A 14,180-nucleotide genomic window follows, 5' to 3' on the forward strand; every position below is an offset into this window, starting at 1 on the left:
TGCGTCCCTACAGATCGAGGTTACAGCGTTTGATGAATGGAATTGTCGTGCTGACGTAGCTTGTGTAGGGGCGGACCTACGTGTCCGCCCGCAGAATAGACTGCGCTCAGGTGAGGACGGGCGGACACGCAGGTCCGCCCCTACGGTGGAAGCTTCCACCCCGCCGAGCGGTTCCCCGACGAGAAGTCGACCGAACTTCCGAAACGAGAAAAAACTTCGCTTTTTACTTGCATATGAACTTAGAAAGCAGATCGCTACACGTAAGATTGGAGGAACTGAAGCGAGGGGGCTAGAGAAGTCCCTCTTGGCGAAGGCGGTCACGCACTTCGCTGGCGGAGGTGTAGCGCTCGATCTGCTCGATGAGCTGGCGTAGCTCGACAAGTTCGTCACGCACCGCTTTGAGCTGGGCGATCGCCTCGGCACGCTGCTCCGCCTCTTGGGGATTGTGGCGGAGAGTCGCCTTGGCACCGTCGATCGTTAGGTTGGACTCTCGTAGCAGGTGACGGATCAGCTGCAGTTCGCGCAGATTATCCTGCGAGTACTTGAGTCGTCCCGTGCTGCTACGACGCACCTGCACGGCAAAGGTATCGACCCAGTAGCGCACCGTCGACTGACTCTCTTGGAGCGTTTCAGACACCTCTCGGTGAGAGTAGTAGAGCTTTTTGCTGTCCATAGGGTCTTACGCTTTGCGGGGTGTGAGCTTCTCCTTGAGGTAGTGACCGGTGATCGAGTCGGGGCAAGCAGCTACCTCTTCGGGGGTGCCAGCTACCACGAGCTGTCCACCCTTGTCGCCTCCATCGGGCCCTAGGTCGATGATGTAGTCGGCGCTCTTGATCACCTCCATGTTGTGCTCGATGATCAGTACCGAGTGCCCCTGGTCGATCAAGTCTCTGAAAGCGGCTAGGAGCGTAGATATGTCGTGAAAGTGTAGCCCCGTAGTCGGCTCGTCGAAAACGAAGAGCGTGTGCGGCTCGTGATCGCGACCGAGGTAGTAGGCGAGCTTGAGACGCTGGTTCTCACCGCCCGAGAGCGTCGAGCTGTTTTGCCCTAGCTGTAGGTAACCTAGGCCGACACGCTGCAACCCCTCGAGGAGACGAATGATCGAGGTCGTCTGGTCGGCAGGGTACTTGGTAAAGAACTCAATCGCTTGGTCCACCGTCATCTCCAGCAGGTCGTAAATGTTGACCCCGTGGTAAGTTACCTCGAGGATGTTCTTCTGAAAGCGCTTTCCCTCGCACGCATCGCAGACCAACGTGATATCCGTCATAAACTGCATCGGCACCTCGACGACACCATCGCCCTTGCACACTTCGCAGCGTCCGCCTTCTTTATTAAAGGAAAAGAAGTAAGGTTTGTAGCCCATCTGCTTTGCCAAAGGCTGGTCAGCGTACAATTCGCGGATCGGCGTAAAGGCATCAATATAGGTGACAGGGTTGGAGCGCGAACTGCGCCCCACGCTGTTTTGGTCCACGTAAAGGACCTGCTCCACGAGGTCAATGTCGCCCGTCAGCATACGGCTCTGAGTCTCGCGAGGACGTGCATTGATGATGCGCTGTAGCTCCTCCACAAGGAGGTCGGAGATGAGGGTACTCTTGCCCGAACCGCTCACGCCTGTGATCACCGTCATGGTAAAGAGCGGTATGTCTACGTCGAAGCCTTTCAGATTGTTCTTATGCACCCGGTGCATCGTCAGCTTGCGCTGTACCGGGCGACGATGCTTTGGCACAGGTATCTCCTCGCGCCCCGTGAGATAAGCCGCCGTGTAGCCTGGTGTCTCGGGCGTTATGTCGCTCGGCTTGCCGTGGTAGATCACCTCGCCACCGAGACGGCCCGCATCAAGCCCCATGTCAATGAGGTAGTCGGCCGCACGTATCGTCAGCTCGTCATGCTCCACGACGATGACTGTATTGCCCTGATCACGTAGCTCCTTGATGACCGCAATCAGCCGATCGGTATCCCGGTCGTGCAGTCCGATGCTCGGCTCATCGAGTATGTACATCGAGCCGACGAGGCTATTGCCCAGACGTGTCGCTAGGTTGATGCGCTGGCTCTCACCGCCCGAGAGGGTGTTAGAGCGTCGGTCTAGGGTCAGGTAACCGAGCCCCACGCCGTCTAGTGTGCGTAGTCGGTTGCGGATCTCCTTGAGTGGACGCTCCGCAATCTTAGCCTCCTCAGGGTTCTCTAGTTCTTGGGCAAAGAAGGTCAATGCCTCACGGATCGACATCTGCCCGATCTGGTGAAAGTTCTTACCCATATAGGTGAAGAGCAAGGCATCCTCCTTAAGCCTACCGCCGTGGCAGGCGTAGCACTCACTTTTGCCTCGATAATGCGCCAGGCGCACACGGTTCTGGATCTTGTAAACATCCTTCTGGAGCATGGCGAAGTAGTCGTCGATGCCGTAGAGCGTTCCTTTGCCCCAACCTCCGCCTTCATGTCCGTGCCAGAGCAGGTCACGCTGCTCCTGCGTTAGTTCAGCGTATGGCGTGTGGATAGGGAAGTCAAAGCGCTTCGCCTCGTGGATGAAAGCTTTCGCCCACTCGGAAGACTTAGCCCCGCGCCAGCAATCCACGCACCCCTCGTAGAGCGATAGGCTGTCATTGGGGATCACCCGCTCGGGGTCAATGCCGAGGATCGAGCCAAAGCCTCCGCAGACGGTGCAGGCTCCCGCGGGGCTGTTGAAGTTGAAGAGGTCTGGCGTAGGCTCCGTAAAAGTGCGTCCATCCGCCTCAAAGCGTGCGCTAAAGTTGCGCCTGCCCTCGCTGCTCCACGCTCCCTCACTATCTTGCCAACGGAGGGTGCAGGTCTCCCGCCCCTCGTAGAGCGCTATCTCGATAGAGTCCCCGAGACGAGACTCGTAGCTGTCGTCGCCCGTGCGAACGGTCAGACGATCCACGATCAGCTGCACATGCTCCGCCTCACGTAGCTCCTTATTGCTCACATCCTCGATACGATAGATGGTGTCGTCGATGAGGACACGGTTGTACCCTTGACCCTGCAGGAGCATCAGATGCTCGATGAGACGTCGCCCCTCAGGCGGATAGAGATCTGCTAGGATGTAGAGCTTGCTATCGGTCGGGATCTGGTGTGCTGCCTCGACGACGTCGGCAGCCGTGTGCCGCTTGACCAGCTCGCCACTGATAGGCGAGTAGAGCTTGCCCACACGAGCCATCAAGACACGCAGGTAGTCGTCGATCTCGGAGGAGGTGCCGACGGTAGAGCGTGGGTTGCGACTGACCACCCGCTGCTCAATAGCGACGGCTGGCGGAAGGTTCTTGATCTGGTCGCACTCAGGCTTCTTCATGCGCATGAGAAACTGCCGTGCGTACGACGAGAGACTATCCACATAGCGGCGCTGCCCCTCAGCGTAGAGCGTGTCGAAGGCGAGCGAACTCTTACCCGAACCGCTCACACCCGTGATCACGACTAGCTCCCCACGGGGTATGTCGAGGTCTATACCTTTGAGGTTGTTGACACGGCAACCACGGATTATGATGTCATTGAGGGGACTTCTTTTCATAGCTACTCCTTTTATCAGAACAAAGATACGAAATTAGAGGTTAGAGGTTAGAAATTAGACCCTAGAGGCACTAGCACTCCGACTCCTCCGATCTCCGATCTCTAATCTCTAACTTCTAATTTCTAATCTCTAACTTCTACTCGTCACGAGATGCCACAGCTCACGTACCCAGAGAACGAGCGAGGAGCCGACGAAGATGATGACCCAGTCGATAAGCTTGAGCCCTGTCACGTTGAAGAACTGCTGTAGTCCCGGCACCTCGACCATTGCTATCTGACCAATGAGGATGATCACGACGATGGTGAGCAGTCCGCGGCACCCCTCGAAGTGAAGCGCACTGCGTCCCGTCTCGAAGGCACGCGCATTGAAGAGGTAGAAGAAGTGGGTCATCACAAAGATCGTGAAGAGGAGCGTCTGCTCGTATGCTGAGACATGTCCCTTCGGGCCGAGCTCCACGCCAAGAAGGTCGGTCAGCTGCGTCACATCGGTGCGCTGGAAGATGTAGAGCAGCACCAGGAGCATCGCAAAGAAGAAGACGCCCACGCCAATGATCTCACGTAGCATCGGTCTGTTGAGTATGAAGGCGTTGCGGTCTCGCGGCTTCTCCTTCATCACGCTTTCGGAGGGCGGTAGCGAGGCGAGCGCCATAGCCGCAAAAGTGTCCATAATCAGGTTGATCCATAGCATCTGCGTGACAGTCAGCGGGGACTCCGTACCCATAAAAGCTCCGCAGAGAACGAGTAAGCAGGCGGTCACATTGACTGTCAACTGGAAGAGAAGGAAGCGCTGAATGTTTTGATAAAGCGAGCGTCCCCACATCACCGCCTTGCCGATGCTGCTAAAGGAGTTGTCGATGATCGTAATGTCAGACGCCTCCTTGGCAACGCTCGTGCCATCGCCCATCGAGAGCCCCACATGAGCCGCACGGAGAGCCGGCGCGTCGTTCGTCCCGTCGCCCGTGACCGCCACCACGTGACCGCTACTCTGGAGTGCCTCTACAAGTCGCTTCTTGTCCATCGGGCGAGCCCGAGAGATAATCTTCAGTTCGTTGACATGTGCTAGGAGCTCTTCGTCAGATAGCGTCGCAAAGTCCGGCCCCGTGATGATGCTATGCGCCCCATCTAGACTATCGTCCCACAGACCTATCTGACGAGCTATCTCGCGTGCCGTGCCAGAGGTATCGCCCGTGACCACCTTCACATTGATCCCCGCATCGATACACTCCTGCACCGCTGCAGGCACCTCCACGCGGACAGGGTCAGCGATGGCCACTACGCCGACGAAGTGAAGTTTGCTGGCGGTCAATTGACCTGACTCAATCACCGAGTCACCCTCCTCGACTAGTTGATAGGCAAAGCCTAGCGTACGCATGGCGCGACGCTGATACTCTGCTAACTGCAGCTCCAGCTCCTCACGGCTGACAGCGGACTCAGCGCATAGATCAAAGACGATCTCGGGTGCTCCTTTGATATAGAGTACCCGCTTGCCTTGCAGCGAGGGCGACGTAACGAGCGTCGCCATATACTTACGTTCTGTGGAGAAAGGCACTTCAGCCACCGTCCCCGCTTCTTCTCGCAAAGAGCGGTAGTCTACCCCCTGACTGTGAAGCCATAGGAGCAGCGCACCCTCCGTCGGGTTACCCAGCACCTGTGGGTCGGCAGGGTTAGCGAGATCGAGCGAGGCGGTTGAGTTGACTGCAATACCCTCGTGAAGTAGTGCCTGTGGCGTGTCTCCGTAGAGCTTCATCTCATCGACACTCATCTGGTTTTGCGTCAGCGTACCAGTCTTGTCGGTGCAGATGACAGTCGTCGCACCCATTGTCTCGCAGGCGTGCATCTTGCGCACCAGGTTGTTGGTTCGTAGCATGCGACGCATACTGTAGGCTAAGCTCAGCGTCACCGCCATCGGCAAGCCCTCTGGCACCGCCACGACGATGAGCGTCACCGCAATCATCAAGGTCTGCAAGATGTAGGCAAAGAACGGTGTCACCTGCTCTAGAGAACCAAAGAGGTCGGTGCCATTGGCGACAAGATAAGCGACGATACGCCCCACCACGATGAGGGCAGCGATGCCGTAGCTCACCCTCGTGACCCATCGACCTAAACCATCGAGCTGTTCGCTGAGCGGTGTCTTGACATCGTCCTCAATTTGAACCGCTTCAAACACTTTGCCCTGCTCCGTCTTGTCGCCCACGGCGAGAACCTCGCAGATGCCGTGCCCCTCCATCACTTTAGTTCCTTTCATTACCTGATCGGTAGGGTAGGTGGCACTCTTATCAAACTCCTCTGGGCGCACGCTCTTGTTGCAGAAAGGCTCTCCCGTGAGTGTCGACTCGTCCATCTGCAGCATCGTCGCTTCGAGCAGTTGACAGTCTGCCGGCACCTCCTCGCCAGTGCCTAGACGTACAATGTCGCCTACGACCACCTCACGGCGTGGCACCTGCGTTACGTTGCCATTGCGTATGAGGGTCACCAGCTCGTCGTCATGCACCTGGTTGAGGATCGTGAACTCCTTGTCTGCTTGTAGCTCAAAGTAAAAGGCTAGTCCCGTAGCAAGCAGGATCGCTACGAAGATCCCTACCGGCTCGAAGAAGACTTCGGCACCCTGTCCCAGCCAAAAGTACTCGTAGCAGGAGATGCCTATAGACAGTCCGCCAGCAATCAGTAAGATGATGATGAGCGGATCGGTAAACTTCTCCAAAAACTGCCGCCATAAGGGCGCTTTCTTAGGGGGTGTCAAGATGTTTGCCCCATGCACCCTGCGGCTCTCTAGGACCTGCGCGTCAGTCAGTCCTATGTAGTGGTGTCTTTCTTTCATTAGTCAGTGTGTGTCCGGCAAAAGTACGGAAAAAAAACTTCGACTTTCAGTTAATTCCTACTGGAAGGTCAGGAAAAGATCTAGGGATCATGTATCGTAGTCAAACGGCTCTAGCACGATAGCTCCGTGGAAATTTAATATTTTCCACGTGGCTATTTTTTATTCTCCACGTGGGGAAGAAACATTTCCTCCGAAGTTTCATTTGATTCCTCCGAAGAATTTTTTCTCGCCCACGTGGAGAATTTTCTTTTCTCACGTGGAGAATTGAGAATCCCCACGTAGGGATCCCCTTTTTCTGCAAGAAAAGCATCTTGAGTCCTGAGAGCAGGATCGGGAGCGCACGAAAAAACCTCGCCCCTCTAAGCTGTCTGCTTAGAGAGGCGAGGCTTTTCGTTATGCTAGGTGAAGGTTTACTTCAGCACCTCATCGAGGAGAGCATCATCCACGAGGAAGGGGATTGTGATATGGTAGAGATCGGAGTGCTCCTCGTTGAACTCACGAGAGGTAGACAGTGCGTTCTCATTGCGAGCCCACGCGCGGCGAGCGACACCGCCCATGACGTCCCACGTCATAGCCTGACGGAGGATCTCGTCGACACGACGGCTACCATCGAGGACCATACCAAAGCCACCATTGATCGCCTTACCGATACCGACGCCACCGCCATTGTGCAGAGCGACGAGGCTCATACCACGAGCGCAGTTGCCCGCAAAGCACTGGACAGCCATGTCGGCCATCACATTGCTTCCGTCACGTATGTTAGATGTCTCGCGGAAGGGGCTATCCGTACCGCTCACATCGTGGTGGTCACGACCGATCATGATCGGGCCGACCTCGCCACGACGTACCATGTCGTTGAACTTGAGCGCGATCTTCAGACGACCCGCAGCATCCTGGTAGAGGATACGAGCCTCGGTACCGACGACGAGCTGATTCTTCTCCGCATCACGTATCCATATATAGTTGTCACGATCTTGCTCGCGACGATCTGGATCGATGCACTCCATAGCGGCGTGATCGGTCTTGATCAGATCCTCATGGTCGTGGCTGAGGCATACCCAGCGGAATGGACCGTAGCCGTAGTCAAAGAGCTCAGGACCCATGATGTCCTCTACGTAGCTTGGCCAGATGAAGCCATCCTTGTCGTCTACGCCATTGCGTGAGATCTCCTGAATGCCCGCATCGAAGCAAGCCTTCATAAAGGCATTACCATAGTCAAAGAAGTAAGTGCCACGAGCTACAAGCGCCTTGATAGCCTCGTAGTGACGATGCAGACCCTTGTCCACCTCCTGGCAGAAGCGCTCTCTGTCATGTGCCAGTAGGTCGGTGCGCTCCTCGAAGGTGAGCGACACAGGGCAGTAACCACCCTCGTAGACAGCGTGACAGCTCGTCTGGTCAGAGAGTAGGTCGATATGTACATTGTGCTCGACACAGTGCTCCAGCAGGTCGACCACATTACCATGATAAGCGATAGAGCAAGGCTCACCAGCCTTCATACCCTCCTCAGCTAGTTTGAGTGCCTCGGGGATCGTCTTGGCAATATGCTTGACCCAACCCTGATTGTAGCGAGTCATGATACGAGACATATCTACCTCAGCGATGATCGAGGTAGCACCAGCGATGTCGGCAGCCTTAGGCTGTGCACCACTCATACCTCCTAGACCTGAGGAGACAAAGAGCTTGCCAGCGAGGTTGCCACCACTTGGGATATGTAGCTGCTGACGGCCAGCGTTGAGCAGTGTATTGAACGTACCATGTACGATGCCTTGTGGTCCGATGTACATCCATCCACCAGCAGTCATCTGACCATAGTTAGCGACGCCCATCTGAGCAGCTATCTCCCAGTCCTTAATATTGTCATAGAGACCGACCATCATCGAGTTGGTGATGATGACACGAGGAGCTGAGGGGTGCGAAGCGAAGAGACCCAGCGGGTGTCCGCTCTCGACGACTAGTGTCTGATCCTGTGTGAGCTCCTCGAGGTACTTGATGATGAGACGATACTGGAGCCAGTTCTGGCACACCTGACCTGTCTCACCATAGGTGACAAGCTCATAAGGGTATAGTGCTACCGCGTGTGATAGGTTGTTGTGGATCATCACCTGGAAGGCCTTACCCTCGATACACTTACCCTTGTAGCTATCGATAGGACCCGCTTTGAGGTCACCCTCGGGACGATAACGATAGGCGTAGATCTTACCACGCTCCTTGAGCTCCTTGAGGAACTCGGGAGCTAGCTCAGCGTGTAGCTCTTTAGGTACATAGCGTAGCGCATTTTGTAGTGCCACACGTGTTTGTGCAGGGGTCAAACTGTATCCCCTATCTGGTGCTCGACGGATGCCCTCCTCAAAAGTGGGATACTTGGGCAGCGTAGCGTCGAGCGTAAACTTACAGGTTCTCTTCATACTTACTGGCTGTTATCTAAGTTCATATTGCACAAAGATACTAAAAAGTCGCCGATACGGCGACACAATTGGTTTCTCTTATAGGCATTCAAAGTAAATTCTCTCCCAGCATCTCAAAACTGGAATTAGTCGGGATGGGCGAGTCGTGTGCCCTATAGGTTGTTACATGTAAGATTTGCGAAGTTGAGAGCTGATTGATAATTTGTACATTTGCAGCTAGACTCAATGAAGAAAGAAAAGTATACGAGCCCTATGAAAAACAGATTCCGCCTAGACAGCAACTTCTCATGGTTTTGCTCCTTTATTGCCGCTTGGGTGCTGATGGTCTCCTCTCTAGGAGAAGCCTCTAGTGAGCTTCATGCGCAGATGGCAAAGAGTCTAGCACTCTCGGTCACATTCCTACTGATCGTGCTGGTCGCCTGGGTGTGTCGCAAGGTCAATCATGGAGACTATCCAATCATAGGTGTCAAAAAGCTCCTCATAGTCTTAGGCGCCAGCTATATACTCTCTCTGCCTAGCCTCTTATTCTGGTTAGATAGATATTGGATCTACGCCTTTGCGTTTCAGCTACTGCTTATAGTCTCTCTCTGGGTCGGAGAAGTTAGTAAGTCCCAAAAGAGCTAGACGACCTTACGCTTATTGAGTTAGTCGTTCATCTCATCGCAAAGGCTCGATTTCACAACACCCCGAGACGTAGTAGCCAAAAGCCGGATCACAGAAAGACCACCAAACAAAATAGGGACGGACACAAGGTCCGTCCCTATTTTGTTAGTGCTCTGTGCGTTTGGTATAGGACGACTAGAAAGCGGTCCAGCCTTGTAGCCAGTTGCCCTTGCTAGCAGGGAAGGCGCCGACCTGAGCTCCTGTGAAGTCGGCTGGCGTCCCAAAGGGAGCCTTCATGCCGAAGGTAGCGGCGGAGTCTTTGTTGATCACCTCGATGATGCCGGTGGTAGGCTTGGCGGAGCCGTTCTTGATCTCAAAGGCAGCGTCAAAGCCGTGGAAGGAGCTGCCCTCGATCTTGCTATGCTCCATCTTGTCGGCATCGGGGTCGAGGACGAAGCCCTTAGGATAACCGGTGAGGATACAGTCCTTGAGCGTGATCTGACCACCACGACGTACACGAGCTGCGTACTTGTAAGCATCGCCCTGGAAGTTGCTATGGACGTTGGCTACACGAGTAGCTGCGCCGATGATAGAGACGTTGGTCAGTGTGGGGTGCGTCTTAGGTATTAGCGAGAAGGTCTCGTCCTGAGCCTTTGCATTGTTGTCTAGCTCGATGCCGTTGCTGTCAGACTTACCCTTGCTGTCGGAGTGTGTGGAGGCGGGATTGGCAATAGCTACGCCGTAAGTGATGCTACCGGTGAAGCCGTTGTCAAAGTCAAAGTTGTCATCGTCGCAAGCGTAGGAGACGAGGTGGGTAGCATTAACGCAACCACCGAAGAACTCGAAGCTGTCGTCTAGCCCCCAGCTGACCTGGATATGGTCTAGCGTGGTGCCACGACCTACGCCGCCGCAGGTGAGACCGTTGATCTCGTTGCTGTCGCCTAGGATGAAGCCAGCGTACTCGATGCGTACGTAGCGCAGTACACCGCTGTTGTCCTCGTCATTGTCGCCACCGTAGCGATACTCCTCGACACCTTGGTTGAGACCCTCGATAAACTGAGCGTCGGTCGGTGTATTGACCTTAGCCTTACCTAGTAAGATGACTCCACCGAAGTCTCCAGGAGCGGGACGACCAGCGTTGTTGTCGACAGCCTTGGAGGAGGTGAAGACGATAGGATTCTGTGCGGTACCCTCGGCCATGATCTTAGCGCCACGAGTTACGACGAGTACGCCCGTAGCTCCTGATGGTGTGGGCTCCTCGATGATGGTGGTACCAGCGTCGATGGTGAGTGTCTCATTAGCTGGTACGGTGACGATGCCCTTAAGTGCGTAGACCTTGTCAGCTGTCCAGTGGTTGTTCTTGCCATTGATGCGGCCCTCGATGACTACGAGCTCCTTGCCACCGATGGTGCGACCAGTGACTTTGTTGTTGTCTCCACCACCATTAGGCTCATTGCCTGTTTCGTCGCATGAGGTAAGTAGTGCTAGGCTCATGAGGGTAGCCATCACGAGGCTTAGTAAACGGATTGTCTTGTTCATGATATTATGATAGATAGTTGAAGTGTAAGTATCTCTGATTCTTTAGAAAGTCCAGCTAACGGAGGCACTCAGCGAGATGCCATCGCGGTACTGGTAGACGATGTTGTCGTGTCCTGGGTCGTAGTCGCTAGAGGTGCCATGTCGCATGGTGTCTAGGATCTGATTATTGTCAGCGGCGCGCTCGAAGTCGTCCACATGGTTGGTATAGATGATATGCTTAGAGTTGAGCAGGTTAGAGCCATTGACCTTGATGGTCACGCCATACTTGGGGAAGGTGTAGGAGAGCTGTGCATCGAGCTGACTGAAGGGTGCCTCGTACTCCTGCTCGTAGGCTTGGTTCGTGTTGAGGACGAGCTTGCGTCCGGAGCGGTTCATGGTGAGGTTGGCCCCAAAGGTGTCGCTCTCGTAGGAGAGACCCACATTGTACATATAGGGTACCTGACTATACATCGGTCGGCGCTGTGTGACGGGTACCCAGTGGAGGATACCGCCCTCGTCGGCACGTGAGACCATACCGGTGACGATGCTCTGTGTGAAGGTCGCATTGGCGTTGAGGTAAAGATGCTCGAGCCATGAGCCTAGGGGTATGAAGCCGAAGTTCTTGCGAAGCTCTAGCTCGACGCCGTAGCTGTGCGCTTTGTTGCTATTCATCAGCATGTAGAAGCGTGCGAAGGAGGCAGTCTTCTGCGCGATGCGCTCGATAGGCTTGTCCAGGTAGCGGTAGAAGCCACCGATGGAGATCACCTCGCCAGCCCCAGGGTACCACTCGACACGCAGGTCTGCACCGTCTACAGTCGTCGATATGACGCTCTGGTTGAAGATCTCTCCACCGAGGAAGGGATCGTAGAAGCGGTAAGCTGTGCGCTCCATAAACTGCGGGCGTACCGTATTGCGGCTGTAGCTCAGTCGTACGTTGAGGTCTTTGATCGGAGTGATCGTGAGATTGATCGACGGCATAATAGCCACGGGCCGCTCCTTGCGATCCTGCTCGACGATGTTTAGCTCGCCCATCGACATAGAGGGGTTGCTCAGCTCTTGGTAGAGGTAGTGCTCGACACGCAGCCCCCATACGAGGCGCAGTAGCTCGCTGTATCGGTCGTCCAGCATGGCGTAGAGCGCATTCTGAATGACTCGTCCGTGGTACATACGTCCGTCACCTTGGAGACGCTTGAGGTCCCAGGCGAAGCCACCGTCGCGCATATTCTCCTCCTTGATGAGGTCAGCAATCGTGCTGGTGGTGAAGTCAAAGCCTTGTGTGTTGAAGAGGTGCATCGAGAGCTCCCAAAACTCAAAGCGGTTCTCCTTGAAAGCACCGTCGTACCCCGCCTTGAACTTGTGCGTCCAGTCATTGCCAAAGAGCTCGAAAGGTAGCTCCACATTGACCTGCCCGTTGAAGTCTCGCTCATGGTTGAGGTACCAAGCACGGGTCAGCGGGAAGAGTGTCCCCGACTGCACGCCAACCTGATTGTAGAAGTGACGCGCTCCAGCCTCGTCTAGTCGGCTCACCTGCTGTGTAAAGGCGGCGTCCTTCTGGTTGCGCTGTACGTAGGTGTGTGCTAGCGCCCAGTCGAGGCGGAGTGACTCGCCTAGCTGATGCTTGCCGCTGAGCTTGTTTTGCAAGAGGTCCTGGAAGGTCGGGTAGTTGACCTGCTGTCGGTAAGGATTGCTCTCGGGGTTGGGGTCTTCGTCACTTAGACCAGTTAGCTCTGAGAGGTCGTTGTCATACTTATGAGTGTAGGTGTTGCGCAGGCTGAGGCGATTAGTGCCTCGCTGCCAACCGATATTGAGGACGCCGGCAAGGGTTGTGTTGTACTTGTAGTTAGCGCCACTATTGCGGATGCCGGTATCGACAAAGCTCTCCTGTACCTTATTGTATTGCTTGGCATTCATCCACTCGCCACGCTCTATGTGGTCGATGATGGTCTGCTGCTGTGTGTTGCGATAGGTGAGCGAGGCGATCAGTCCGAGCCGATGGTTACCGCTCTTGTTGAGATCCCAGCTCTTGCCGAGAGAGACTTGGTAGTTTTGCGAGAGCGGGGTCTTGCCCTCGTGGATGGTAAAGTTGTCGGTGGTCAGTCGCTTACTCTGCTCGAAGAGCTCAGGAACGGGGTTGTACGGGTCAAAAGGTATCTCGTGCAGTCCCTTAGGTAGGGCGCGCCGACCATCGTCATAGCCGAGCCAGTCCCACTTTCCCCTGATGCGATACTTCTGTGTCTGGAAGGTGCTGAGCGAGTTGTAGCTAGTGCCAGCACTGATGGAGATAAAGTCCTTCGTCGGGATGTCTCTCGTGGTGATCTGTATGAGGCCGCCCGAGAAGTTGCCACTGACGTCAGGCGTAGCGGTCTTGAGGACTGTTACATTGTCTATGAGCGAGGTGGGGATCAGGTCGAAGCCAAAAGCCTTAGAGTTGCTCTCTGTACTGGGTAGCGGGATGCCATCGAGCGAAGCTTCGTTCCAGCGCTCGCCCATACCACGCACCGCAACATATTTATTGCTCATGGTGGTGACGCCCGTGACACGCTTGAGTGCCTCGCCGAGGTTCTTGTCGGCCGTCTTGCCAATCATCTCGCTCGATACGACCGTGGAGAGCTGAGGCATGCTCTGCTGTATCTTCATCGCGCCCGCCGTATTGCTCGTCTTGTAGGAGCCGGTCACGACGACGGTGCCGAGGACATTGTCTGCTATGGCGAGATCAACCGAGAGACTGGTCTCTCGTCCGGAGGTGATCTTTACGTTTTCCACCTGCTTGGTCGCATAGCCCACGTAAGCGATCTCTACGGTATAGGTGCCGGGGGCGAGCTGTAAGGAGTAGTTGCCATCGAAGTCCGTAACCTGTCCGCCACCCGTCTCGATGATGCGCACAGTGGCTCCGATGAGCCCCTCTCCGTGCTCGTCGACGATGCGCCCCGTGAGGGTGCCTAGTCGTAGGTCTGCTTCGCTGTGAGGAATGGGCTGACCGTGTGGTTGAGCCATCAGCGTAGTGCCAACGGTGAAGAGTGTCAAAAGGGCGAGTGTGTAGAAAAGCGCCTTGTATAGCATACGAAATGTCCTGTTTCAAATCTTACGCTGCAAAGGTAGCGTGGCGATGTTATCATATGGTTACTCGTTTGTTTCGTTTTTGCTGACAAGGGGACAGCTCGCTGGCTCTCCTTAGGGAAGAAGGTCGCTACTTGACAGAAGTTCCACCCTTGGAATTCGAAGGTTCCTCCGTTGGAACTGAAAGGTTCCTGCCTTGGAACTAAAAAGTTCCAAGAGGGGAACTCTTTTTGGAACTCGTATCTACTACGAAGAGAGCACGA

7 protein-coding genes are annotated in these 14,180 nt (G+C 55.1%); 1 reads left to right on the forward strand and 6 read right to left on the reverse strand.

The window, feature by feature from the left end; translation table 11 throughout:
• Nucleotides 1-289 precede the first annotated feature (289 nt).
• From PORAS_RS03085 to PORAS_RS03100, 4 genes are all read right to left on the reverse strand, one after another.
• Nucleotides 290-673 (reverse strand): MerR family transcriptional regulator, encoded by a 384-nt coding sequence (locus tag PORAS_RS03085; RefSeq protein WP_004330716.1) that lies wholly within the window; start codon nucleotides 671-673, stop codon nucleotides 290-292.
• Between the two features lie 6 nt (nucleotides 674-679).
• Complete coding sequence (gene uvrA / locus PORAS_RS03090) at nucleotides 680-3,517, reverse strand: excinuclease ABC subunit UvrA (RefSeq protein WP_013760147.1); 2,838 nt, start codon at nucleotides 3,515-3,517, stop codon at nucleotides 680-682.
• A 129-nt stretch (nucleotides 3,518-3,646) separates the two neighbouring features.
• Nucleotides 3,647-6,334 (reverse strand): calcium-translocating P-type ATPase, PMCA-type, encoded by a 2,688-nt coding sequence (locus PORAS_RS03095; protein ID WP_013760148.1) that lies wholly within the window; start codon nucleotides 6,332-6,334, stop codon nucleotides 3,647-3,649.
• 410 nt (nucleotides 6,335-6,744) lie between these two features.
• Nucleotides 6,745-8,739 (reverse strand): urocanate hydratase, encoded by a 1,995-nt coding sequence (locus PORAS_RS03100; RefSeq protein ID WP_004330712.1) that lies wholly within the window; start codon nucleotides 8,737-8,739, stop codon nucleotides 6,745-6,747.
• A gap of 252 nt (nucleotides 8,740-8,991) precedes the next feature.
• Here PORAS_RS03100 and PORAS_RS03105 point away from each other — a divergent pair, with 252 nt between their 5' ends.
• Nucleotides 8,992-9,363, forward strand: coding sequence for a hypothetical protein (locus tag PORAS_RS03105; protein ID WP_155811462.1), 372 nt, complete (start codon nucleotides 8,992-8,994; stop codon nucleotides 9,361-9,363).
• A gap of 174 nt (nucleotides 9,364-9,537) precedes the next feature.
• Here the strand turns inward: PORAS_RS03105 and PORAS_RS03110 are convergent, their stop codons facing one another.
• A complete protein-coding gene (locus PORAS_RS03110) occupies nucleotides 9,538-10,881 on the reverse strand; it encodes a hypothetical protein (protein ID WP_013760150.1) in 1,344 nt (447 codons plus the stop codon).
• Nucleotides 10,882-10,923: 42 nt separating this feature from the next.
• Nucleotides 10,924-13,920, reverse strand: a complete 2,997-nt coding sequence (locus PORAS_RS03115) for a TonB-dependent receptor (RefSeq protein WP_013760151.1) — start codon at nucleotides 13,918-13,920, stop codon at nucleotides 10,924-10,926.
• Between the last annotated feature and the right edge of the window lie 260 nt (nucleotides 13,921-14,180).

It is taken from the genome of Porphyromonas asaccharolytica DSM 20707 (genome assembly GCF_000212375.1).
GTDB lineage: Bacteria > Bacteroidota > Bacteroidia > Bacteroidales > Porphyromonadaceae > Porphyromonas > Porphyromonas asaccharolytica.